The organism is Actinopolymorpha sp. B17G11, from assembly GCF_040196095.1.
GTDB lineage: Bacteria > Actinomycetota > Actinomycetes > Propionibacteriales > Actinopolymorphaceae > Thermasporomyces.
The window spans coordinates 38,101-63,270 of record NZ_JBEFTW010000017.1 but is presented as its reverse complement, the minus strand read 5'-3'; the positions used below and the strand labels follow the sequence as shown (position 1 = coordinate 63,270).

Annotated in this window: 17 protein-coding genes; 12 read left to right on the top strand and 5 right to left on the bottom strand. The window is 68.5% G+C overall.

Annotated elements, in window-relative coordinates; all coding sequences use genetic code 11:
- Positions 1 to 6 precede the first annotated feature (6 nt).
- Positions 7 to 1,629, top strand: a complete 1,623-nt coding sequence (locus ABN028_RS18405; protein ID WP_349697405.1) for an FAD-dependent oxidoreductase — start codon at positions 7 to 9, stop codon at positions 1,627 to 1,629.
- A 134-nt stretch (positions 1,630 to 1,763) separates the two neighbouring features.
- A complete protein-coding gene (locus tag ABN028_RS18400) occupies positions 1,764 to 3,734 on the top strand; it encodes an ABC transporter substrate-binding protein (RefSeq protein ID WP_349697404.1) in 1,971 nt (656 codons plus the stop codon).
- A 77-nt stretch (positions 3,735 to 3,811) separates the two neighbouring features.
- Here the strand turns inward: ABN028_RS18400 and ABN028_RS18395 are convergent, their stop codons facing one another.
- Entirely contained in the window at positions 3,812 to 4,273 is a 462-nt protein-coding gene (locus ABN028_RS18395; protein WP_349329799.1) for a MarR family winged helix-turn-helix transcriptional regulator, read from the bottom strand.
- Positions 4,274 to 4,382: 109 nt separating this feature from the next.
- Between ABN028_RS18395 and ABN028_RS18390 the strand changes: the two genes are divergently transcribed.
- A complete protein-coding gene (locus ABN028_RS18390; RefSeq protein WP_349329798.1) occupies positions 4,383 to 5,018 on the top strand; it encodes a class I SAM-dependent methyltransferase in 636 nt (211 codons plus the stop codon).
- Positions 5,019 to 5,183: 165 nt separating this feature from the next.
- On the opposite strand, the gene ABN028_RS18385 is transcribed toward ABN028_RS18390, so the two are convergent.
- From ABN028_RS18385 to ABN028_RS18370, 4 genes are all read right to left on the bottom strand, one after another.
- The gene (locus tag ABN028_RS18385; RefSeq protein WP_349329797.1) at positions 5,184 to 5,789 is read right to left on the bottom strand and encodes a hypothetical protein; all 606 of its coding nucleotides are present in this window, start codon (positions 5,787 to 5,789) and stop codon (positions 5,184 to 5,186) included.
- 107 nt (positions 5,790 to 5,896) lie between these two features.
- Positions 5,897 to 6,742, bottom strand: coding sequence for a hypothetical protein (locus ABN028_RS18380; protein WP_349697403.1), 846 nt, complete (start codon positions 6,740 to 6,742; stop codon positions 5,897 to 5,899).
- Between the two features lies 1 nt (position 6,743).
- Complete coding sequence (locus ABN028_RS18375; RefSeq protein WP_349697402.1) at positions 6,744 to 7,109, bottom strand: hypothetical protein; 366 nt, start codon at positions 7,107 to 7,109, stop codon at positions 6,744 to 6,746.
- 2 nt (positions 7,110 to 7,111) lie between these two features.
- Positions 7,112 to 7,630 (bottom strand): hypothetical protein, encoded by a 519-nt coding sequence (locus tag ABN028_RS18370; RefSeq protein WP_349697401.1) that lies wholly within the window; start codon positions 7,628 to 7,630, stop codon positions 7,112 to 7,114.
- A gap of 463 nt (positions 7,631 to 8,093) precedes the next feature.
- Here ABN028_RS18370 and ABN028_RS18365 point away from each other — a divergent pair, with 463 nt between their 5' ends.
- From ABN028_RS18365 to ABN028_RS18325, 9 genes are all read left to right on the top strand, one after another.
- The gene (locus ABN028_RS18365; protein WP_349329793.1) at positions 8,094 to 11,402 is read left to right on the top strand and encodes an ATP-dependent helicase; all 3,309 of its coding nucleotides are present in this window, start codon (positions 8,094 to 8,096) and stop codon (positions 11,400 to 11,402) included.
- Entirely contained in the window at positions 11,399 to 15,046 is a 3,648-nt protein-coding gene (locus ABN028_RS18360) for an ATP-dependent helicase (protein ID WP_349697400.1), read from the top strand. The genes ABN028_RS18365 and ABN028_RS18360 overlap by 4 nt, the downstream gene beginning before the upstream one ends.
- Positions 15,047 to 15,224: 178 nt before the next feature.
- Entirely contained in the window at positions 15,225 to 16,259 is a 1,035-nt protein-coding gene (locus tag ABN028_RS18355) for a LacI family DNA-binding transcriptional regulator (protein WP_349697399.1), read from the top strand.
- Positions 16,260 to 16,306: 47 nt separating this feature from the next.
- Complete coding sequence (locus ABN028_RS18350) at positions 16,307 to 17,080, top strand: phytanoyl-CoA dioxygenase family protein (protein WP_349697398.1); 774 nt, start codon at positions 16,307 to 16,309, stop codon at positions 17,078 to 17,080.
- Positions 17,081 to 17,116: 36 nt separating this feature from the next.
- Positions 17,117 to 18,220, top strand: coding sequence for an ABC transporter ATP-binding protein (locus ABN028_RS18345; RefSeq protein ID WP_349329789.1), 1,104 nt, complete (start codon positions 17,117 to 17,119; stop codon positions 18,218 to 18,220).
- Entirely contained in the window at positions 18,217 to 19,848 is a 1,632-nt protein-coding gene (locus tag ABN028_RS18340; protein ID WP_349329788.1) for a TCP-1/cpn60 chaperonin family protein, read from the top strand. Before ABN028_RS18345 ends, ABN028_RS18340 begins: the two co-directional genes overlap by 4 nt.
- Complete coding sequence (locus ABN028_RS18335; RefSeq protein ID WP_349697397.1) at positions 19,841 to 21,730, top strand: WD40/YVTN/BNR-like repeat-containing protein; 1,890 nt, start codon at positions 19,841 to 19,843, stop codon at positions 21,728 to 21,730. Before ABN028_RS18340 ends, ABN028_RS18335 begins: the two co-directional genes overlap by 8 nt.
- Positions 21,731 to 21,753: 23 nt before the next feature.
- Positions 21,754 to 23,388: an ABC transporter substrate-binding protein gene (locus tag ABN028_RS18330; protein ID WP_349697396.1), complete on the top strand. Its 1,635-nt coding sequence runs from the start codon at positions 21,754 to 21,756 to the stop codon at positions 23,386 to 23,388.
- Between the two features lie 87 nt (positions 23,389 to 23,475).
- Positions 23,476 to 25,164 (top strand): ABC transporter substrate-binding protein, encoded by a 1,689-nt coding sequence (locus ABN028_RS18325; RefSeq protein WP_349697395.1) that lies wholly within the window; start codon positions 23,476 to 23,478, stop codon positions 25,162 to 25,164.
- The last annotated feature ends 6 nt before the right edge of the window (positions 25,165 to 25,170 follow it).

The window sequence follows — 25,170 nt, the reverse complement described above, 5'->3', positions numbered from 1 at the left end:
CAAGCCATGAGGCAGATCGAGAGCGACATCGCCGTGATCGGTGGGGGACTTGGCGGTGTCGCGGCCGCGCTCGCCGCCAGCCGTGCGGGGCACCGCGTGCTGCTGTCGGAGGAGACCTCCTGGGTCGGTGGCCAGCTCACCTCCCAGGGCGTGCCTCCCGACGAGCACCCGTGGATCGAGCAGTTCGGGTGTACTGCGAGCTACCGCCAGCTCCGCGACGGCATCCGCGACTACTACCGCCAGTGGTATCCGCTCACGTCGACCGCCCGGGCGGCTCGCCACCTCAATCCAGGCGACGGTCGGGTCAGCCGGATCTGCGCGGAGCCTCGTGTGGACCATGCCGTCCTCGAGGCGATGCTGGCCCCCGCGCGTAGCGCCGGCCGCCTCGACGTACGCCTGCACCACCGCCCGGTCGCGGCCACCGCTGACGGCTCTCAGGTCACGAGCGTCACGTTGCGCGACGCCACCTCGGGCGAGGACGTCGTGGTGACCGCGCCGTACATCCTCGACGCCACCGAGACCGGCGACCTGCTGCCGCTGACGGGTACGGAGTACGTGACCGGCTTCGAGTCCCAGGCCGACACCGGGGAGCCGAGCGCGCCCAGCGAACGCCAGCCCGCCAACATGCAGGCGGTCTCGTGGTGCTTCGCCCTCGACCACGAGGCGGGAGCTGACCACACGATCGACAAGCCCGACAACTACGCGTTCTGGCGGGACTACCAGCCGCCGTACTGGCCGGGCCGGATGTTCGAGCTCGTCGCCCCCAACCCGCGGACCCTGGAACCGATGCACCGCACGGTCATCCCGCACCCAGAGGACGATCCGTCGCTCGCAGGGACCGGCAAGGGACGGCGCGGCGACCAGGACCTGTGGACGTTCCGGCGGATCCTGGCCCGGCACCAGTTCGAGCCGGGTGCGTTCGCGAGCGACATCTGCCTGGTCAACTGGCCGATGATCGACTACGAACGCGGGTCGGTGTTCCCGGTGGACGGTCTGGTCGACGAGGCGGAGGCGGCCCGTCACCTCGAGGGTGCCCGGGAGATGAGCCGATCGTTCGTCTACTGGCTGCAGACGGAGATGCCGCGGCTCGACGGCGGGACCGGGCTGCCGGGCCTGCGGCTGCGACCGGACGTGATGGGGACGCACGATGGCCTGGCCATGGCGCCGTACATCCGGGAGTCGCGCCGGATCGTCGCGGAGTACACCGTCGTCGAGCAGGACGTCTCCCTCGCCGTGCGTGGTGAACAGGGCGCCAAGCGGTACGCCGACTCGGTGGGCATCGGGTCGTACCGGATCGACCTGCACCCGTCGACCGGCGGCGACAACTACATCGACGTGGGCTCGTGCCCGTTCCAGATTCCGCTCGGTGCGCTGTTGCCCGTGCGGGTCACCAACCTGCTGCCCGCCAACAAGAACATCGGGACGACGCACATCACCAACGGCTGCTACCGGTTGCACCCGCCGGAGTGGAACATCGGCGAGTCCGCCGGCCTGCTCGCCGCGTACTGCCTGACGCATCGGGTCACACCGCACCAGGTCCGCGGGGACGACACACGGCTGGCCGACTACCAGCGGGTGTTGGCGCAGCACGGTGTCGAGATCGCCTGGCCCGACGTCCACGGCTACTGAACCCCGCTGTCGGCCGCCAGCGTGCCGTCGCTCAGGACGAACCGCTGAACGAGCCGGAACCGCCCGACCGCACCACCGCACCACAGACTCACCTACCCACTACTCGTCCCGAGCTGTGCGAGGGAGACGCCGCGATGACGCGACGGATGGATCGACGACAGGTACTCATGACCAGCGGCATGCTCTCGATCGCGGCCGCGCTACCAGGATGCAGCTTCTTCTCCTTCGACCCAGGAAGCGAGGATCAGGGGGCTCCGCCGTCTGCCAAGAACACCGGAGAGGCTCCTTCGCTTGCCGAACTCGTCAAGCAGGGCAAGCTTCCGCCGCTGCGCGAGCGGCTGCCGGACAAGCCACTCGTCGTCGCGCCGGTCGAGCGGATCGGCGCCTACGGCGGCCAGTGGCGCAACGCCCTCATCGGTCCGGGAGACGCCTTCCGGCTGGGCTACACGCTGGCGTACGAAAATCTCGTCCGGTGGGATCTGTCGTGGAAGAAGGTGATCCCCAATGTCGCGGAGTCGTTCACCAGCAACGAGGACGGCACACGTTTCGAGTTCCGGCTTCGTGAGGGCATGAAATGGTCCGACGGGAAGCCCTTCACCGTCGACGACATCGTCTTCGCGTATGAGGATGTCCTTCTGGACAAGGAGATCAGTCCGGAGCCGCCGCCGCTGTTCGTCTCGGGCGACAAGCCGGCGCAGGTGGAAAAGGTGGACGAGCGGACGGTCGCGTTCGTATTCGCCGAGACCAACGGGCTCTTTCTCGACCGCCTGGCCTCGGAGACCTCGAACGCCCTGACCCGGATTCCGCGACACTATTTCCAGAAGTACCACAAGAAGTACAACCCGACCGCCGACGCGGACGCGAGGGCCAAGGGCTACGACAGTTGGCTCGCCCTCGTCCAGGCCGAAGGCGACGCCTTCGGTGGGCTCTGGCAGGCGCCCGACGTCCCGCGGCTGCACGCCTGGTTGCCGAAAGGCCCACTGGGCAAGGGAACCCGGATCACCTTCGACCGCAACCCGTACTACTGGAAGACCGACGACGAAGGCAACCAGTTGCCGTATCTCGACGGGGTGGTGTTCGACCTCGTGAGCGATGCGCAGGTGCTGCTGCTCAAGGTCCTCAAGGGCGAGATCGACATGATCGACCGGCACGTGACGACGACGGAGAACAAACCGGTACTGGCGCGCGACCGCGAGTCCGCCGGATACCGCTTCTTCGATCTCGTACCGGACAAGCTCAACACGATGACCATCATGCTGAACCTCACCTGTCCCGATCCGGTGAAGCGGAAGATCTTCGGGAGCAGGGACTTTCGGATCGGACTTTCGCACGCCATCAACCGCGACGAGATCATCCGCGCCGTGCACGCGCGGCAGGGTGAGCCGTGGCAGGTGGCGCCCACGGCGGAGAGCGAGTTCTACGACGAGGAGATGGCGAAGCAGTACACCGAGTACGACGTCGACCTGGCGAATCGGCACCTCGACAAGGCGGGCTTCGCCGAACGCAACGGCGACGGCGTGCGCCTCGGGCCGGACGGTGAGCCGATCAGGTTCACGGTGCAGGTCGGCAGCGGCGCCGGAAAGCCTCACCTGGCCGACAGTCTGGAGATGGTCCGCAGCCACTGGCGAGAGGTCGGTATCGAGGCGAACGTCAAGCCCGAGGACCTGACGTTGTTCAACGAACGCCTTTCCAGCAACGCGATCGACGCCACCGTGTGGGACGGTGACGGTGGCCTCGACGTCATGCGGACGCCTGCGTACTACCTACCGCTCGGGGGAAACACCACGGGATACGCCGAGGGTTGGGCACAGTGGTACCACTCGAAAGGCGAGGCGGGCATGCGGCCTCCGGCGCCGACGCGACGGCAGTTCGCGTTGTACGACGAGATGTTGACCGAGGCGTCGGCGGACCAGCGGGCGGCGCTGATGAAGGAGATCCTCGCCATCACCAAGGGGGAGTTCTACATGATCGGCATCTCGACGGCCTTACCTGGATACGGCGTGGTGAAGAACGACTTCCGGAACATGGTGGCCGAGACGTTCTTCGCCGCCAACTTTCCGTACCCGGGTGTAACGAATCCGGAGCAGTACTTCCTCGACGCCTGAGGCGGCACATCCGCGGGGCTCGCGCAAGGTCGGGTTCGTCGACCCGCACGATGATGCAGGCGGGATGAGCCCAACGGTCAGGCGTGAGCGTCGTCGTCGGCCGTGAGGTCCTGCCGGATCGCGCGGACCAGTGCAGGAAGTCCGGTCAGCAGGGCGTCCCGCTCTGCCGGGCTCATCGCGGCGACCCACCGGACGTAGTGCTGGTGAAAGTGGCGGCCCATGCGCGCGTGGACCGCTCGCCCCTGGTCGGTGAGCCGGAGCCGGTAGAGACGGCGGTTGTCGGGATCGCGTTCGCGCACGAGGAGTGCCTTGCGTTCGAGGTCGGCGACCATCCGGCTGACGGTGCTCTTCTCGAGTCGGAGGCGTTCGACGAGATCACGTTGGGACAAAGGCGCGGCGACGTCGAGTTCGTGCAGGGCGAACGCCTGAGACATGGACACCGACTCACCCGGCAACGTCTGGTCCGGCTGAAGCAGGCCGGCGACCTGGATCAGCTCCATCAGGGCTTCGTGGAGGCGTACCGATGCGTCGTCGGTCATGGGCGGGCCACCTCCTCGATGCGGAGCCTGGCACGGTAAGAGTTGCTCTCTACAACTATTGGGCGTACCGTGATTCTATAGTTGTACCGCACAACTCAGAGGAGCCGCCATGCGGGCGCACCGCCACGTCCATCCTGGGAACACGCCGGCGATGTTCCATGGACGGAACAGCCGAATCTACGACGTCGTGGCCAGACGGTTGCTGCGGCGGCTCTACCGCCGGATCGCCGACGACGTCACCGACGCCATGCCGAACGGTGGCGCGGTGCTCGACGTCGGCACCGGTCCCGGAGTCCTCCTGGTCGAGATCGCGAAGCGGCGCGCCGATGTGGAGCTGACCGGGATCGACCTGTCCGCCGACATGGTGACGGCGGCCAACCGCAATCTCCAGGACTACGGCGACCGGGCCGTCGCCCGGGTCGGCGATGTGACCGGCCTCGAGTTTCCGGACGACTCCTTCGACCTGATCGTCTCGTCCTTCAGCCTGCACCACTGGGACGACCCGGAAGTGGCGGTGCCGGAGCTCGCCAGGGTCCTGCGTCCCGGCGGAAGGCTCTACCTCTACGACTTCACACACGCGCCGTTCGACCTGGTGGTGTCCAGCGCGCGTGAACGGTCCCTCTTCCACGACGGTTCGAGTACGCAGACCGCGATGCGTACCGGCATTCCGTTCTTCCGGCGATGCACCCGGCACGTCATGGTCGCCGGTGACGCGATGAAGGGCAGTAGTCCGGTTACGCCGTGAGTGTGTCGACCGTGGCCGCGACTGCCGCCTCCCGACTGATACGCCCGGGGAGTTGCGCCGGTCCGCCGTGGTCGCGATCCAGCGCTGGTTGGCGGCATCGTGCGTACGCCAGTGGCCTTCATGCGCCAGGGCGGCGTCGTTGAGTACTGCCCGGAGGTCGGAGGGTTACTGACCGGCCGGATCGGTCTTTGCAAGGACGTCGCGCGCGAAGGCCACGAGCAGCCGCTGAGGTGTCGTGTCATCGGTCTGGGACGGGTCGTATCGGATATGCAGGATGTCCGGCCCTCGCACGGCGTATATCTCCAGGTTCCCTGTCTTCTCGGATGCGCCGTAGGCGGCCCAGGCGCAACGCCTATCACCTACCGTGTCGAGACCCGGCATCGGCACCTTCGCGCCGCCCGGCGGCATCTTCGTTTTGGCTAGCTCTTGGCAGCTTTCGTCGATGCCCCGAGAGGCGACTTCCTCCGCTGCCCTGGAACCAATTGGCGCGGATCGGCTGAGCTGCACCGTGAGTGCGTCATACCCCGATGCATCAGAATCGGTTTCTGCGCTGCACCCGACAATATCGCCCCGTGACGAGTGGTCGGAGGTGACTACCGGCTCACGGACCAACTCGGCGATTCGTTCCTTGCCGACTGCCGCACACAGGTCTCTCGGCGGAGGCGGCGGAGTCGGAGGTTCCGTTGTGAGGAACCGGCTGGACAAGAGGTAGGTCAGCCCGAGCAGCACAGGAATCCCGATGATCGAAGTCGAGAAGATCGCGAGCAGCACACCTTTGCTGGCTTTCCGTGGGTTCGGGGGCCGCTGCGCGACACCCGGTTGGCGAGGTGTGTTGCTCCGCCCCCATTCACCGCCGGAGCGAGTACGTGAATCGGACATCAGGCCTCCTTCTTGTCCCAGCGCGTCGGGTCGCCGATGACCGCCTTAGACCGCGGCCAGTGACCACCGGGAAATGCCTCACTGCTGTTCAACAGGGCCTCGACCTCTGCAAATGAGCTCATGAAGTTTGCCATCATTTCGCGGAAGTTCTCCAGGGCGTCGGCAACACCCTTCACCAGAGCAGCGGCGGCCTCGACCGGCACCGAGAGAATGTCGGGCGTCGCGGCGTTGTCCAGCGCCGTTGCCACGTCCGCGAGTGTGCGCGCAATCGTCAGGCCGATGCGCACCCAGAATTGCGTGACGTGACTGGCGCATTCGGTGAGCGGTTGGTTTAGGCCATTGGCGATCTGGGCGATGTGGGAAAGTGCGGCCTTCTGATCGGGCAGGAGATCCTCGTACGCCTTCTCGGCATCACCCGTCCAGTAGTCGACCAACAGCATCTGGCTGTTGCCGTACCGCCCGGCTTCTTCGCTCACCGGCAGACCGATCCCCGAACCCCAGGTGCCAGCGGCATGATTGAGTCTCCAAGGATTGCCAACTCCTTCGAGGTAGCCATGGATCCTGCGGCGTTCGTTGTCAAGGACTTCCAGAGCGTCGCCGATGTTGTCGTTGAACCGATCCTGAAGGAGCGCTATAGCCGATCCGGCAACGAGGGGACCGAGTATGGGGCCACCTAGCAGCATGGCTCCTCCGCCGACAGCAAGGGTTCTGATATCGAGACCGTGCAGCGACTCCAGGGTCTTTCTGATGCTCTCGAGACCCGACTCGATCGCCTTCTTCACTACCTCGGGTGTCTGTTCATCCCACGGAGACTCCAACCAATCCGTGTTCGCGCTGCCGCTCATCTCAATTCCCTCCATCTATGGACCGCTCGATGTGCGTCGAGGTTCCGTGGTTGACGTCCTCGTTCACCTCAACGTTGCGGGCCACGGTCAGGAGGTGCGACTCCATTGTGTCGAAGCAGCTCTGACCCTCGCCGAGCAGGCGGATGACCGTTTCCAACAGCGCCTTGTAGGTAGCGCTGATGTCCTTGAACCTTTGCGCAGCAGTGACATGTTCGGCGACAACGGAGAAGCTGTGTCGGTCGAGTTCGAGAGTCTTGGCCACCTGTTGTGCCTTCTTGAGCACATCGGCGGAGTCTCCCCAACGTTTGGCATCCTGCCGCATCAGGTCGATGTCGTAGCTGGCTGAGTTCGCGCGTGGTCCGGGCACGGTCAGTCCTCCTCCTGTCGCAGCCACCGCGCCAAGCGGGCAGGGTCGTTGGTCAAAGCCATGATGCGGTCAGCCGCCGGCGTCTGGGACGGTTGGTCGTATCCAGGTACAGCGTCGAGCGATTCGTAAGCCGCCTGAAATGCTTCCAGAAGGGCCTCGACCACACGTTCGGTCGAAGCCGAGCCGAGCCACTTCTCGCTGAGGGTGAGCCCGGAAATGGCGCCAGATGCGTTCAACGTAACCGAAACATTCCGGCGGTCATCGCTCCCGGTGTGTCCGGGATGAGAGTCGGGGCCGTCAGCAGTCGTGGATTGCAGCCGGCTGATGGTAGCGGCAGCTTCGGAGTTGACCGACTCCAATAGGTCGGCCACCCGATGCCAGGCTTCGCGCTGCGCCTCGGGCGTCAGTCCCGCCAGCGCATCCGGCTCCAGGAGTGGTGCCGTCGCGGCGGGTGGATGGTCTTCGGGCACATTGGTCCGCGAGTCGAGGTAGCTGAGGCGCGCCTGGATGACGGCGTACATCACTGCCTCAGCCATTCCGGCGACACCCACCTTGTCTCGCCAACGCGTCGTCAGTGCAACGTCGGTCAGACGTCCAGAGTGAGGATCCAGCCGCACCTGGACGCATCCGGTCGGGTCAGTCGCGGTCAGCTCGCCGGATGGCTCCTCACCGTTGTCGTAACGCACTCTCGCGAACCCCCGTCCTGCGGCTATGAGCACGAACCGGCTTGTGTGCGGTCACACAGTACGCATTCACGGACAATCTCGACCACTACGCGATCCGGCGCCTGTGGAAGATCCACCGAAAGGGCGCGGTGTGGACGGCTGTTCATCGTTGGAGAATGCGGAAGGGGCAATGGTCGCGTCGCGTCGGAGTCCAACACCGTGGCGATCCCCTGCCGGATCGACCACGTTTGCCGCCACCGGACGCGGCAGGCGGGCGTCGGTCGTTGCACTGTCCGTGCTTTCTGATGGAATGCCGAGCATGTCCGGAACGCATCGAGTCGCCACGAGCGGGCGCGCCGAGGCGGCTCCGACCTATCGACTGGTCCGGCGTACTCACGACAGGCCTGCGACGCACCAGACCGCACCCGCACTCGACGACGCACAGCGCCAGGTCGTCGAGCACCGTGGCGGTCCCTTGCTCGTGCTCGCCGGCCCGGGCACGGGCAAGACGACGACGCTGGTCGAGGCGGCCGTCGACCGGATCGAACGCGACGGGCTCGATCCGGCGCGCGTGCTGCTTCTGACGTTCGGGCGCCGAGCGGCGGCCGAACTGCGGGACCGGATCGCCGCGCGACTCGACCGCACGATCCGCGAGCCGCTGGCGCGGACGTTTCATTCCTACGCCTTCGGCCTCTTGCGCGGTGAGGCGGTCCTGCACGACCGGCCGATGCCGCGACTGCTGTCCGGCCCTGAGCAGGATCTCGTGATCCGCGACCTGTTGCGCGGTGACGTCGACGAGTTCGGGGCGAAGGACTGGCCGAAGCGGCTGCGACCGGCGCTGCTCACCCGCGGCTTTGCCCAGGAGCTGCGCGACCTGCTGCTCCGGGCGGCCGAGCGTGGGCTGGACCCGAGGGCACTTGGGGCACTGGGTCGCAGAGAGCGTCGCGACGACTGGGTGGCGGCCGCGAAGTTCGCCCGGCAGTACGCCGCGATCACCGCCCTTCGGCCCGAGGCTCCGGCCTATGACCCGGCCGAGCTGGTCCGCGCGGCGGTCGACCTCCTCCGTAGCGATCCCGAACTGCTCGCGCGGGAGCGGGAGACGCGCACTGCCGTGTTCGTGGACGAGTACCAGGACGCCGACCCCGCCCAGGAGGAGCTGCTGTCGCTGCTCGCCGGGGGCGGCCGAGACCTGGCCGTGGTCGGCGATCCCGACCAGTCCATCTATGCGTTCCGGGGTGCGGAGATCGACGGGATCCGGCGGTTCACCGAACGCTTCCGGCGCGCCGACGGCGAGGAGGCGGACACGGTCGCCCTCGGTCGCTGTCGCCGGTCCGGTCCGGTGCTGCTGAACGCGTCCCGGCGGTTCGCCCGCCGGCTCGGCGGCCCCACGGCCCACCGGTCGTTGGTGCCCGAACCGGAGCTGCCGAAGGGTGAGGTCGAGGTGCACCTGCTGCGCTCGGCCAACCAGGAGGCCGCCTTCGTCGCCCAGCAGCTCCGCGAAGCACACCTGGTCGGCGGGGTGGCCTGGTCGCGGATGGCGGTACTGGTCAGGGCGGCGACGCACATTCCGCTGTTGCGTCGCGCGCTGACGTCGGCTGGCGTACCCGCGACGGTACGGCTGGAGGAGATGCCCCTTGTCGACCAGCCGGCCGTTCGACCGTTGCTCACCCTGCTCGAACTCGCCGTCGGCCGGTGCGACCTGGATCCGCAGCTGGCGGTCGACCTGCTCGGCAGTCCGTACGCAGGTGCCGATGCGCTAGCCCTGCGGCGCCTGCGCCAGGAGCTTCGCCGGTACGAGTTGTCCACCGGTGGGGGCAGGTCGTCGTCCGTACTCCTGGTCGAGGCGCTCGACGACCCGGCCGCGTTGGTGGACCTGGATCCGATCGCCACCGCTCCGGCGGCCCGGATCGCCCGCCTGCTGACCGCGGCACGCGAGGCGATCGCTGTCCCGGCGGCGACGGCCGAGACGGTGCTGTGGGCGATGTGGTCGACCAGCCGGGTGGCCGACCGGTGGGCGCGGCAGGCAGCCGGCGCCGGACCGGGCGGAGCGGCCGCCGACCGAGACCTCGACGCCGTGACGGCGCTGTTCGACGCCGTGGCGCGATTCGTCGACCGGCTGCCGGCGGCGGGGCCGGAGGTGTTCCTCGATCACGTGCTGGGTCAGGAGATCCCGGCCGACACGCTCGCGCCGCGCGCGCCCGAGGGCGAGACCGTTGCCGTGCTCACCGCGCACGCCGCGAAGGGCCTCGAATGGGACGTGGTGGCGGTCGCCGGCGTACAGGAAGGCGTCTGGCCCGACCTGCGGCTGCGGGGATCGCTGCTCGGCTCGGAGTCTCTCGTCGACCTGGTGGCCGGCCGCGACGCCTCGCCGGTCACGACCGTGAGCCACCTGCTCGCCGAGGAACGCCGGCTGTTCTACGTCGCGGTGACGCGTTCGCGGCGACGGCTGGTGGTGACGGCCGTGTCGAGCGAAGAGGCGCACCCGTCCCGGTTCCTCGACGAACTTCTGCCGTGGACCGGCGCAGGTGACGAACGCCCCGTCACGCGCGTACCGCGAGGACTCGACCTGGCCGCGGTCGTCGCCGAGTTGCGTTCGGTCGTCTGTGCTCCGGCCGCCGGTGCGGACGGTCGCGCCAGGGCAGACGGCGTGAACGGTGGGGACGGCGCGGAAAGTGAGAACGGAGCGAACGCCGCGGATGAGGGGGACGGAGCGAACGGTGCGGACACTGCGGATCGCGAAGGCGCCGATCAGCGACGGCGGGCCGCGGCGTACCAACTTGCCCGCCTCGCGGCCGCAGGCATCCGCGGCGCCGACCCCGCACAGTGGTACGCCTTCGCGCCGCTGTCCGACGACCGGGCGCTCCGCGGCGCCGGCGAGACCGTGCGCGTCTCGCCGAGCAAGGTGGAGGCGTTCAGCCGGTGCGCCTTGCGCTGGCTGCTGGAAAGCTGCGGCGGCACCGCGGGCGACGCGCTGAGCCAGGGCGTCGGCACGCTGGTCCACGCGCTCGCCTACGAGGTGGCGGCCGGAAACGTCGACGTGGCGGACCTGCCCGAGGTGTTCGAACAACGGTGGGCTCTGCTCGACACCGGCACCGGGTGGTACTCCGTCAAGGAGCACGACCGGGCCGCGACGATCGTCGAGCGGCTGGCCGGCTGGCTCCGCGCCAATCCCCGCGAACTGGTCGCCGCCGAAGAGGACTTCGAGGTGGACATCGGCCGGGCCCGGCTCACCGGGCGCGTCGACCGGCTCGAACGCGATCCCGACGGACGTCTCGTCATCGTCGATCTCAAGGCCGGTCGAAGCAAGCCGGCGGCCGCTGACCTGGCCGAGCATCCACAGCTCGGTGCCTACCAACTCGCCGTCGCCAAGAAGGGGTTCGCCACAGCGGAGGGCGAACCCGGTGGGGCGATGCTCGTCCAGCTGGGCAGTGGTACGAAGGTGTCGGAGCAACGCCAGCCTGCGCTGACCGACGCCGAGGATCCGGACTGGGCGGAACGCCTGGTCGCGGACACCGCCGAGGGCATGGCGGGCGCCGAGTTCCCCGGAACCGAGAACCGCTGGTGCGGCGTGTGCGTTTCGCGCCGGTCGTGCCCGGTCCACGCCGAGGGTGGGCAGGTGACACCATGACGACCCAGCTGGGTCTGCCGCTCCAGCGCGAGAGCGGCGTCCGCTACACGGCGCCCGAGCTTGCCGGCCTGCTCGGCCTGCACCCGCCGACGCCCGAGCAGGCGGCGGTCATCGAGGCGCCGTTGGAACCCGGCGTGATCGTGGCGGGCGCGGGATCGGGTAAGACCGAGACCATGGCGACCCGGGTCGTGTGGCTGGTAGCCAACGGGTTCGTACTCCCTGAACAGGTTCTGGGTCTCACGTTCACCCGCAAGGCCGCCCGCGAACTTTCCGCGCGGATCCGGCGCCGGCTCTCCCAACTCCGCGCCCGTGGGCATGTGGAGCTCGACGGCGACGTCGACGGGTCGCCGGGCGATGTCACGGTGTCCACCTATGACGCCTACGCGCAGCGCATCGTCGCCGAACACGCGTTGCGGCTCGGGCGAGAGCCAGGCTCGCGACTGGTGACGCCGGCGATGGCCTGGCAGTACGCCACCCGCGTCGCTGAGTCCTACGACGGGTCGATGGACGCCGTCGATCAGGCGTTCTCGACCATTGTCAACGCTGTCTTGACACTGCACGGCGAGATGAGCGGCCACCTGGTGTCGGCTGAGAGGATCATCGAATTCACCGAACGCCTGCACGCCTCGGTGGCTGCCAAACCGTCGGTCGCGCGGACGCGCAAGGCGTTGTACGCAGACGTGGCCGACGCGCTTGCCCGGCAACGGACCCGGCTGCAGATCCTGCCTCTGGTGGCGGCGTTCGAGGAGGAGAAACGACGTCGGGAGGCGGTCGACTTCGCCGACCAGGCGGCGCTGGCGGCCAAGCTGGCTGAAGGATTCGCCGAGGTCGGGCAGCAGGAGCGGGCCCGCTACGGCGTCGTCCTGCTGGATGAGTACCAGGACACGAGCCACTCCCAGCTGGTGATGCTGCGCGGGCTCTTCGGCGGGTCGACCGGACATCCCATCACGGCCGTCGGCGATCCCTGCCAGTCGATCTACGGCTGGCGAGGGGCGAGCGCGGCGACGCTGACGGCGTTCGGCCGGCATTTTCGTACCTCCGACGGCACGCTCGCCCGCACTCGGGATCTGACGACCAGCTTCCGCAACGGCTCCGCCGTACTCCAGGTCGCCAATGTGCTCGCCGAACCGTTGCGTCAAGGCGGTCTTGACGTACGCGAGTTGACGGCGCACCCGGCCAACCGCCGCGGCAAGGTGGTCGCGGCGCTTCATCACACCGTCGACGACGAGGCGCGCGACATCGCGCAGCGGGCCAAGGCGATCTGGGATGCGGACGCTCGCCTGCGAGCACGGGGAAAGCCTGGCCGTACCGTCGCGGTGCTCATCCGCAAACGGAGCCAGATCGACCGGATCGCCCACGTGTTGCGGGATGCCGGCCTGCCGGTCGAGATCGTCGGCGTCGGTGGTTTGCTCACCACGCCTGCGGTTTCCGATGTTGTGGCCACATTGCGGGTGCTCGCCGATCCGGGTCGGGGCGACGCGCTGATGCGGCTGCTTACCGGCGCGCGCTGGCGGATCGGCCCGCGGGACCTGGCGGCCCTGGGCATGTGGGCGCGGATGCTGGCGGCCCGCACGACGGAGGCGGCCCGCACGTCCGAGGCGGCCGGCACGTCCGAGGCGGCGCGGGGGGAGGCCGAGCCGGCCAGTACGGCCGGGCCAAGGGCCGAAGCCACTGCGGAGCCCGCCGCGGATGAGGTCGACGACGCGAGCATCGTCGATGCCCTGGATGCCCTCGACGCGATGCCAGCTCGGCTGCTCCCGAAGGACGAGTCCGCGAACGAGGTCGCGCCGAACGAGGTCGCGCCGGACGAGGTCGCGCCGGACGAGGTCGCGCCGAACGAGGTCGCGCCGAACGGAGAGGGCGCGGACGAGGAGCGGCCGGACAAAGACGTGCCGAACGGCGGGAGGACGTCGGGCGGCGTCCGGTTGTCCGGCGAGGGATATCGGCGGCTGCGGGCGGTCGCCGACGAGCTCCGCTCACTACGCCGCCGGGCCGGTCAGCCGCTGGTCGATCTCGTGGCCGATGTCGTCCGTACCCTCGGCCTCGACGTGGAGGTCGCGGCCCGCACCGGTGATGTGGCGGTGAGCCGCGCCGACCTCGATGCGTTCCTCGACGTCGCGGTCGCGTTCGCTGAGAGCGGTGAGGGTGCGTCCCTGCCGGCGTTCCTCGCCTATCTCGACGCCGCCGATGCGGAGGAGCGCGGGTTGGAACCTGGCCAGGCGGAGGTGGCCGAGGAACGCATCCAGGTGCTCACCGTGCACGGAGCGAAGGGCCTCGAGTGGGACGTCGTGTTCGTCCCCGGTGGCGTCGAGGGCGTTTTCCCCGCCGCGAGTGCCAAGGACAAGGCGTGGCTCACCGATGTCGGCGCCCTGCCGTTCGCGCTGCGTGGTGACGCCGACGTGTTGCCGGTGCTCGACGTCGAGCCGGCCGGCGACCAGCGCGAGGTCAAGGAGGCGTTCGACCGTTTCGCGCAGGAGTGCGGTGAGTGGTCCCGGCTCGAGGAACGCCGGCTCGCCTATGTCGCGACCACGCGGGCCCGCCATCTGGTGATGTGGTCGGGTTACCGCTGGGACGAGACCAGGCGTCCACGGGAACCGGGCGAGTATCTGCGTGAGGTCGCCGAGGCGTGCCGCTCCGGCGCGGGGACCGTCCCTGTGTGGTGTGCCGACGTCGACGTCGCGGCGGGCAATCCCGTGACGGCGGATCCGCCACGACACGCGTGGCCCTATGACCCGCTCACTCCCGACCGGCGAGGCGACATCGCGGTCGGAGCAGCCTTGGTGTCCGCGGCCGCCGAGCAGATCACGGTGGGCCGCGGCTCCGTCGCTCCGGCCGCCGAAACCGGTGAACCTGCGACGGTCAGCCAGACCGGGCCTGCAACGGACACCTCGGATGCCGCGGATGAGTGGGCTCGCGACGTCGACCTGCTGCTGGCCGAGCGGGCGCGTCGCCAGGCCCGGCACGAACTCGTCGTCGAACTCCCCGAACGCCTGTCGGTGAGCCAGCTGGTCCAGCTACGCCAGGATCCCGACGCGCTCGCCCGGGCGATCCGGCGGCCGGTTCCCCGCGCGCCCAACCCGTTGGCCCGCCGGGGAACCGCGTTCCATGCTTGGCTGGAGGCGAGGTACGGCAAGCCGCAGCTGCTGGACGTCGACGAGCTTCCTGGTTCGGCCGACGGGGAGGCGGCACCGGACGAGGAGCTGGCCGCATTGCAGCAAGCCTTCCTTGCCTCCGAATGGGCAGAACGTCAGCCGATAGAGGTCGAGGTGCCGTTCGAGCTGGTGCTTGCGGGGGTGGTCGTCCGTGGACGCGCGGATGCCGTCTTCTCTCTCCAGTCGGAGACGGGCCTTACCGGCGCGGTGGAGACGGGACCTGCTGCGACATCGGACGCCGTGGGCGCACCCGGGATCGAGGTCGTCGACTGGAAGACCGGGCGTCCACCCACCGATCCCGCGGAGGAGGCCGCCCGCGCCGTCCAGCTCGCTGCGTACCGGCTGGCGTGGGCGCAGCTCACCGGGCTGCCACTCGAACGCGTCGGCGCGGCCTTCCACTACGTCCGCCACTGCCTGACGGTTCGTCCCGTCGACCTACTCGACGCTGCCGGACTCGAAGCACTGATCACGTCGGTGCCGCACGAGGCCTGAACATCCTTGCGCCGCTGAACGTTCAGTGGAACCTTCATGGCGTCGCCCTGGACGTCGAGGCGTCGTACGCCTGCCTGTCCATCTTGGGACACAGGCATGGAACACCCCCGTTTCCTGCGCGTAAGGTCCAGCCAACGTTGTTCCCTGAACGTTCATTGAAACGAAGGGGTTGCGTGGTGTGGGTACGCGGCGGCGGTCGACTCTGCGGGATGTGGCGCAACGCGCTGGCGTCTCCGTCGGTACCGCTTCCGGCGTGTTCACCAGCAATTCCTCGGTGTCGGACGAAGCGCGGGCGGCGGTCCTGGCCGCGGCCTCGGAAATCGGCTATCACCCACGCCGACGCCAGACGAAGGAGTTCGCGACCGGCATCACGACCTTCGGCCTGCTGGCGAGGGCTGAGCACTACGTCGGCCCGTCGAACCCGTTCTATGGCCCGGTGTTGTACGGCGCGCAGTGGGCGGTCGGCGAGCTCGGCCTGTCGCTGGTCCTGGAGACCCTGCGGGACGAGCCGAGCTCGCACCACCAGATGCCGCTCATCGTCGAGCGTCGACAAGCTCAGGGGCTTCTCCTCGCCGGCTATGTGTCTGCCGAGTACATCACCGCGATCCTGCGCACCGGGACCCCGTGCGTGGTGATCGACCACCATGCCGCCGGTGTCGCGGTGGACAGCGTGTGTGCCGATGACCATCGGGGCGGCTACCTGGCCACCATGCATCTGCTCGAGCTCGGTCACCGGGATCCGCCGCCGGCCATCATCACCGGTCCGTCGACGGCGACCTCCATCGAGGCGCGGTTCGCCGGATATCGGGATGCGCTGACCGAGTCCGGGATCCCGGTCGAGGACGCCTATGTCCGTGAGGGCCGGCTCAGCGCCGAAAGCGGGCGCGACGAGATGCGGGCATTGCTCGACCTCACCACGCCACCGACCGCCGTCTTCTGCTGCAACGACAACACCGCCATCGGCGCCATCGATCTCCTGCGTGAGAAGGGGATCGCGGTGCCCGACGAGTTTTCCGTCATCGGTTACGACGACATCGACATGGCCGCGCAAACCGTGCCGCGACTGACGACGATCGCGGTCGACAAGGAACACCTAGGCATGCAGGCTGTCTGGAACCTCGCCCAACGTGTCCGCCATCCGCAGATGGGCGTGCGCGATACCCGCCTGCGCGTCCATCTCGTCGAGCGAAGCTCCACTGCTCCACGCACCTAGCCACAGCACCAGCTGAACAAGGAAGTACGACGACCGAAGGGTGCTCCATGCAGTTGACGCGGATGCAGAAAGAGGCGCTGTACAAGAATGGTCTGGTACAGCTCCCCGGTATCGTCCCCGAGGAGTACGTCAACGCTGCCTTGCAGGCGATCAACGCATCGCTCGGTTCGCAGGGAATTCCACCGGACCAGCTGCAGAAGTTCCGCGCCCAGTCGTACACCCCGCAGGTGCAGACCACCTCGGCCATCACCGATCTGCTGACGAAGTCCCCGCTGTGGGAGCTGGCGGAGTCGGCCATCGGTGAAGGAAAGATCGCGCCCGGCGCACGCGGGGCCGGCCAGGTGGCGTTGCGGTTCCCGTCCACCGACCCGCCGCATGAGCCGCATCCGCACATCGACGGGATGTATTCGCCGAACAATGGTGTGCCGAAGGGGGAGATCCGCAATTTCACCGCACTAATCGGTGTCTTCCTCAGCGATGTTCCGGGACCGTACTCGGGCAACTTCACCGTCTGGCCGGGTACGCATCGACGCTACGAAAGGTACTTCCGCGAGCACGGTCCTGCCGCTCTGTTGCAGGGCATGCCGCTGGTCGAGCTTCCCGAGCCACAACAGGTGACCGCCCGGGCAGGCGACGCCGTGCTCGCGCACTACCAGCTGGGCCACGGCATCACGGGGAACGCGTCCCCACACATCCGCTACGCCATCTTCTTCCGGCTCAGCCATGTCGACCACGAACAGGTCAGGTGGGAGTGCATGACCGACATCTGGCGAGAGTGGGCCGGCATGAAGGACGTCGTCGCGCATGCGGCGGCGAGATGACGACGCGACCGACCGATTCGGAATGGAGGAAGCGCTGTGCCTGGTCTTGAAGTTCGCAACCTCGTCCGGCGACTCGGCGACCATCTCGCGGTCGACGATCTGTCGTTCAGCGTTGCCGAAGGGGAGTTCCTCGTCCTGCTGGGGCCGTCGGGCTGCGGCAAGACCACGACGCTGCGCATCATCTGCGGTCTGGAGCAGCCGGACTCGGGGGAGGTGCTCATCGACGACCGGCCGGTGACGTCGCTGCCGTCGCGGGACCGCAACCTCGGCATGGTGTTCCAGGAGTACGGCCTCTATCCGAGCATGGACGTGTTCGGGAACATGGCGTACGGCCTGCAGGCGCGCGGTGGGGTCGGCCGCAAGGAGATCGAGGAACGCGTCCGCGCCGCGGCCGAGAAGCTCGACCTCACGCCGTTGTTGAAGTCTCCGATCACCGATCTGTCCGGTGGCGAGCAGCAGCGAGTCGCGCTCGGGCGGGCGATGGTCAAGGACGCGGATGCGTACCTCTTCGACGAACCGTTGTCGAATCTCGACCCCAAGCTGCGGTACCGCCTGCGCCGCGACATCATGGCGCTGCACCGGGAGAAGGGCAAGCCGAGCGTCTACGTCACCCACGACCAGAGCGAGGCGTTCGCGATGGGTGATGTGGTCGCGGTGGTCGCCAACGGCAAGGTGCAACAGGCCGGTCCACCGGGCGAGCTGGTCGAACGCCCCGCCAACACGTTCGTCGCGGGTTTCGTCGGCACTCCGCCGATGAACCTGCTCGACGCCCGGCTCCAGGACTCCGATGGTTCCTACGTCGCGGTGGCAGACGACGCCAGCCTGGTGTTGCCCGACAGTTGGCGTCCCGCCCTCGCGCGGTACGGCAAGGAGAAGGTGACAGTCGGCATCCGCCCGGAGGCGTTCGTACTCGGACCGGAGAACGGCGCCGGCACTCTCGAGGGCGAGGTGACCGACGTCGAGCCGCTCATCGGCGAGACGGTCGTCCGGCTGATGACCCGGGAGAAGAAGCCGCTGGCGGTCGTTTTCCGCGCGGGTGAGGAAGGCGACCTCGGCCCCGGTGATCCGGTACGGGTGGGCGTGGCTGCCGAGGGGATGCGGCTCTTCGACGCAGACAGCGCGCAGGCCCTGGTCCCATGAGAACGGCATCGCAGACCTGGCGAAGCGACGACGCCGAACAGGCGTTGCGCGAGCTGCGCGGCGGGTTCGACACCCTCGCGCAGCTCCTGGCCGTGACTCTCGGCCCGGCGCAGGGCGTCGTGCTGAGCGAGGTCGGCCGCGGCTCGGCGGAGAGCCTGGTCGACTCGGCCACGATCGCGCGGCGGATCACGGCGCTGCCAGGTCGGCGCCGCAGCGCGGGCGCCGCGCTCGTCCGCGAGATGGTACGCCGGGTCGGTGGGGGATACGGCGACGGCGGTGCCACGGCGACGGTCCTTGCCCGGTCGATTCTCAGGCATGCCACGCGGGTGGTGGCGGCGGGCGCCAACCCGGTTCTAGTCCGGCGCGGTATCCAGGTCGGTGTCGCCGCCGCGTGCGACGCGCTCAAGGACCAGGCCGCTCCGGTGGCTTCCCTCGACAGAACGCCGGCGTCGGGTCTCGTCGGCCTCGCCGCTGCGGTGACCGGGGACGCCGAGTTGGCCGCGGTCGTGGGCGAGATGCTCGACGTACTCGGGGTCGACGGCGCCGTCCAGATCGAAGAGCACGAGCCGATGACCCTGTCGTATGACTTCATCGACGGCGCGCGCTGGCGCGGCCGGCCGGCGGATCCGGACCTGCTGTCTGGGGCGAGTACCGAGCTGACGCTGGTCGATCCGGTCGTGGTGGTCGCCGACGTGGAGCTGAAGACAGTCGAGCAGGTACGTCCGATGCTCGAAGCGACGCTGGGCGTCCCCGGCCGCCCGCCGGTGCTCGTGGTCGCGCGCGAGGTGTCTGACGCTGCGCTCGCGATGTTCGGGTTCAACGACCTCCGGGGCACGTTGGTGAGCGCACCTGTCGTGGTCACGACGTCGAAGACGCACCTGTCCGACGACCTGGCCGACATCGCGCTGCTGACCGGCGCGGAGGTGTTGGCGAGCGAGCTGGGTCGGCCGCCGGAGTCGTTCAAGCCGGCGTGGTTCGGCCGGCTCCGCCGCGCTGTCGTGCAGAAGGGGTACGTCACGATCCAGGGCGGCGACGGTGACGCGGACGCGATCGCCGAGCTGGCGGCCCGGCTGCGTACCCGCGCGTGGGAGCTCGAGCAGACCACGCAGGCCAAGGAACGCACCACCCGTGAACGTCTGTGGCTACGACAGGCCCGGCTCTCCGGTCGGGTGGGTGCCCTGCGCGTCGGCGCGGCGACAAGCCAGCAGATCGAAGGCCGCAAGGACAATGCCAGAAAGGCCGTACGCCTGTTGCACACAGCCCTCCGCGACGGCGTCGTACCAGGTGGCGGTGTGGCGTTCCTGGACTGCATCCCGCGGGTACGCGCCCACCGGGACGACTGCGCGACCTCCGACGAGATGCTCGGCATCGACGCCGTGTGTACCGGTCTCGAAGCGCCGTTCCTGCAGATCGTCCACAACGGCGGCCGGCGCGAGCCGAGGGTGGCGTTGAGCAAGGCGCTGGAGCTGGGTCCGGGCCATGGCGTCGACGTGCTGACGAACACCTTCGTCGACATGCGTTCCGCGGGTATCTGCGATGTCGCCGGTGTCCTGTCGGTCGCGCTGGAGGCCGGGGGCGAGACGGCCGCGCTGCTCGTCTCCGCCGAGGTGGTGTCGGGCCGTGGCTGAGCGATCCCCATGGCGGCAGCTGCCGGACATCGAGCTGACCACGCCGGTGCTCGCCCTCGCGGCGGACGGCGATCGGCTGTGGATCGGTGGTGTCGGCGGGCTGGCGCGCCTCGACGGCGGCCCGGGTCCCAGCTCTGGCGGAGACCTGGGCACCCGCGCAGTTCCCCATGCTGATGCCGTTCCCGGGATCGCGACGGCACTCACCTCGGTCGCGGCCATCTGCCGTAGCGGCAGTTGGCTGGTGGCCGGCGGCGCCGAGGGCATCGTCCGCCACCGCGACGGCGAAGCCGAACTGGCCGACGTGCAGGGGTCCGGCGCTCCGGTCGCGGCACTCGTCGCGATCCCGCCCGTCGGGGATGGTGAGCGGCAGGAGGACACGGGGTTCCTGCTCGCCGGCACCCTCGGCGACGGTGTGCTCCGCAGCCTCGATCGAGGCCGGTCGTGGGCCCCGGCAACTTTCGGGCTCGACGACCACGAGGTGAGCACGCTCTGCGTCGGTCCGGGCGGGACCGTGCTGGCGGGGACGGCGGACGGCATCTTCACGGCGACGACGAGTGTGAAGGCGTGGCGCCGGTCCGCGGGGACTCAGGGGGTGGCGGTCGCGGCGATCGCGTACGCGGACGTCACCGGCACTCCTGGGGGCGTCCTCGCCGCGGCGAGCGAGTCGGGGCAGACCTTCACCTCCCGCGACGGCGGGCGTACCTGGACACCCGGCGGAAGGGTCGACGGTCAGGTCACGGCGGTGGTTGCCCTCGACGACGGAACCCTGCTGGTGGGAACCACCGACGCCGGGCTCTGGCGTTCGGTCGATGCCGGAGCGACCTGGACCGCCGCCGCCGACGACGGCGGGTCCGCGCGGACGGTCCTCTGCCTGGCGGTGCACAACGGGGCGGTGTACGCGGGGACCGCCGGCGGCCTGGTCACGAGCGCCGACGCCGGCGCCACGTGGCGCCCCGCTCACGCCGCACCTACCCACGACCTCGACCGGTTGCTCCTGGTGAACGGACGCCCGGCGGTCGGGGGCGCACGGTCGGGTGTGGTGCGACCGGAAGCCTCCGCCGGAGAGGGCGCTACCTGGTCCGCTCTGGCTGACACCCCCTTCCCGCTGACGGCACTCGCGGTCGCGCCTGACGGTGCCCTGGTCGCGTCGGGGCCGGCGGGGCTCTGCCGGAACGCGGGAGGCGACGCCGCCTGGACCGCCGTCGTGGCGGGCGAGGGCGGTCATGCGGGAGTCCTGTCGTTCCGGCCAGACGGGTTCGGACTGGCGGCACCCGCCCGGCACGGCAACCATCTGCTGCGTACGACCGACAGCGGTGTGAGCTGGCAGTCGGTCCCGGCGCCGTTCGGAGTCCTCCCCCTCGTCGTCCTGCAGGTCACCGCTGGCATCGTCCTCGCGGCGACCCGCGACCCGCGGATGGGCGCGATCCAGCTCTGGGCTTCGACCGACGAGGGCGCTTCATGGGCGCGGGAGGTACGGGCGGAGACACCGTGGCCGCTTGTCCGCTCCGTCGCCGACCCGCCGCTCGTGAGCCTCGGTCGCACGCTGTGCGCGCGGGACCAGCACGGCCACTGGTCCACATGGGCCGAGCTCGACGAGGGGATCCGGGCCGTGGCAGGTGGTCGTGAGGGCCTGGCGGTCCTCACCCGTACCGCGATCTGGTCGGTGGCCGCCACCGGTGAGGTCGGTGTCCGGTGGGACGAGGGGTTACCTGTGGCCGATGTCCTCGACATCGCCCTCTCGCAGGGCCGGCTCCACGCTCTGCTGACCGGAGGCCGGGTGTGGTGGCGCGACGTGAAGCTCGGCGCGCGACCGGCGGATGAGCACGACGAGCCAGGTGCCACCTGGCCCGAACTCCACGACCACACGTCCACGAAGCGGTGAGAAACCCCGGAGGTTCCTACCCCATGACGTTCCACGACGTCATCACCAGGCGGTCGCTGCTCAAGGGCATGGCTGGGGGCGGTGTGCTCGCCGTGGCCGGCGGTGCTCTGGCGTCCTGTTCCCGGGACGGTGGTGGATCGGGTGGTGCCGACATCGTGCTGACGACGGGCAACCGTCCGTACGGGCCGATGCCGACGGCGGCGGAGCAGAAGGCCAACCCGACGCTCAGGGCGTACGCCGAGGCGCTTTCGGCCTGGAGCAAGAAGAACCCTGGCATCACGATCAAGCGCCTCGACTTCGACACCGACAACCAGGAGCTGCTCGTCACCTCACTCGCCGGCGGTACGGCGCCGTCGATGTTCCCCGGCGACGTGGTCGGTGGCTGGAACCGCACCGCGGTCAAGGCGGCCATGGTGAAGGGTCTCGTCGCAGATGTCACCGACCACCTGGAGGAGCACAAGCTCCACGACAAGCTCGCCGACTACGCCAAGCCGATCTGGGACGGCTGGGCGATCGACGGCAAGTACTACGCGGCGCCCCTCGCCTACAACTGCGGCACCGGAATCCACTATCGCGCGGACCTGATCAAGGAGCTGGGGCTGAAGGAGCCCACGCCCGACTGGACCTGGGACGACGTACGCGAGCTGGCCAAGGGCCTCACCACGGACAAGCGCAAGGGGATCGGGCTGCAGAGCTGGGGTCTCGGCATGCGCATGGCGGCCGACGGTATGGGGATGTTCACCGAGATCCCGGCGCCGGAGACGACCTGGAACTGGAGGTGGGACTACACCACGAACGCCGACACGTGGGTCCCGCTCGTCGAGGGTGTCCGCGGAATGATCTTCGAGGACAAGTCGGTGCTGGCCGACGTCACGTTGAACGACCCCGACATCTGGAACGCCTTCATCGGCGGCACGGCAGCGATGCACAACAACTCGATGGTCTTCTTCACCAACAGTCCTGACGAGGACACGACCAACGTGGTCATGGAGAAGCGGTTCGACAAACCACTGGAGGAGCTCGTCGGCTGGATGACGCAGCCCATCGGCACCAACGGCCGGATCGGAACCACTCAAGGCCAGACGGACCTGTTGAGTTATTCGCCCGACCTCGACGAAGACGCGCTCGACGCCGCGGTCAACCTGCACACGTACATGTCCGGCGACGGTTACATCCTGCAGAAGAAGGCGATCTTCGACCAGACGAAAGACCCGCGCCGGATCTACGACTGGGCAAACGTCACACCGATCTTCGCGGGCATCGTCGAGGCGCTGCCCAGCTCTCCGGACGAGGCATGGGGAACCACGTTCATGGATGCCGTACGCCATGCCACCCAGATTCCCCTTGTTCCACAGACGTCGTGGTACTTCCCGGCCGAAGAGAACTCCGGACCCACCACCACGGCGTACGACGACGCAACGCAGAAGTGGTATTCCGAGGCCAAGGTCGACATCCGGGCTGACCTCGGAAACCTCGAGCAGACCCGCAACAAGCAGGCTGCGGATTTCACGTCCAGTGCCGCCGACGAGGAGTTCGTCGCGGCCGCGAAGAAGTACTACGGGGATCACGCGACGTACTGGGAGAAGAACGCTCCTGAGTTCTACCAGAACGTCTTCAAGGGTTGGTACGACCAGACCGTCGCTCCCGCGCTGGGCTGAGGTGTCGTACCGACACGGCTTGTTCGAATGGCCTTGTCTCGTAGGACTGGCCTCGTCTCGGAGGAACAAAGGGAGGGCTCGATCATCATGGGACTCTTGGGAAAGACCGCCTCGGCGGGTCAAGCGATGGGTGGTGTGTCGTCGCGTCGCGCTGTGCTGAAGGCGATGGCGGCAGGTGGGATGTTGGCCTTCGGTGGCGGGGCGCTCGCCTCGTGTTCGAGGGGCGGCGGTGGCAGCGGCGCCGGCGAAGCAGTGGACGTCACCTTGACGACCTTCGACGGATGGCCGTTCGGTCGGATGCCGACGGCGGCGGAGCAGAAGGCCAACCCGAGCACCAAGGCGTACGCACAGGTACTGAAGCAGTGGCTGGACAAGAATCCAGGCGTCACGATCAAGAACTCCGCGCTCAACGTCTGGGACCAGGAGACGCTCACGACGGCGATCACCGGTGGCACGGCTCCGTCGGCGTACCCAGGCGACGTGATCGGTGGTTGGAACCGCGCGAACGTCCGTTCGGCCATGCTGCAGGGGCTCACGGCCGACGTGACCGAGTATCTCGAGGTAAACAACGTCGCCGACAAGCTCGAGAGCTACGTCAGCCCGATCTGGGAGAAGTGGGGCATCGACGGGAAGTTCTATGCGGCCCCCTGGCTCTACAACGTCGGGACCGGCATCCACTACCGGCGTGACCTCATCAACGAGTTGGGCCTGAAGGAGCCGACACCGGACTGGACCTGGGACGACGTCCGGGTGCTGGCCAAGGGTCTCACCAAGGGCAAGCGCAAGGGCTTCATGATGCAGGGCCAGGCCCTCAACGGCAGCCTGAACGCCGACGGCATGGACTTCCACGCCAAGGTGCCGGCGCCGGACACCGGGTGGAACTGGCGGTGGGACTACTCCGCCCAGGCCGACCTGTGGGTGCCGTTGATCGAACGGCTGCGGGCGATCATCTTCGAGGACCAGTCCGCACTCGCCGACATCTCCATGCCGGATGGTGACGTGCAGGCCGCGTTCGCCCGCGGCGACGCCTGCATGCACAGCAACAGCGTGGTCTTCTATACGGCCACGCCTGGCGGCGACAACCCGACGCCGTCCGACCTGGCCGACAAGCTGGGCAAGCCGATCGAGGACGTCGCCGGCTGGATGACCCAGCCCGTCGGCCTTGACGGCCGCGCCACGGGTACGCAGGGTCAGGTCGACCTGGTGGGCTTCTCACCTGACCTGGAAGACGATGCGCTCGACAAGGCGATCAGCTTGCTCCTGCACGTGCAGGGACCTGGCTGGATCGCCCAGCGCAAGGCAGTGTACGAGAGCACCAAGGATGCCCGGCGGGTCTACGACTGGCAGAACTTCATGCCGACCTACAAGGGCCTCCTCGACGAGGTGCCCAGCTCGCCGGACGAGGCGTGGGGCACCAAGTTCATGGACGAGGTGCGTCGGGCGGCCCAGATCCCGATCGCCCCCAACGAGGCGTTTTACTTCCCGCCCGAGCCCAACGCCGCGCCGACCGAGACCGCCCGCGAGGACATGACGTCGCGGTGGACGAGTGAACGCGGCACCCTCGACATCCGTGCGGACCTGAAGAAGCTGGACACGACCCGAAACCAGCAGGCGCAGAGCTTCACCTCCGGCGTCGCCGACGAGGAGTTCATCAAGGCCGCAAGCGGCTATTTCGAGGCGCATGCCAGCTACTGGCAGGAGAATGCACCGGACTACTACGAGAACGTGTTCAAGGACTGGTACGAAGGCACCGTGCTTCCGGCGTTGAAGGGGTGAACGTTC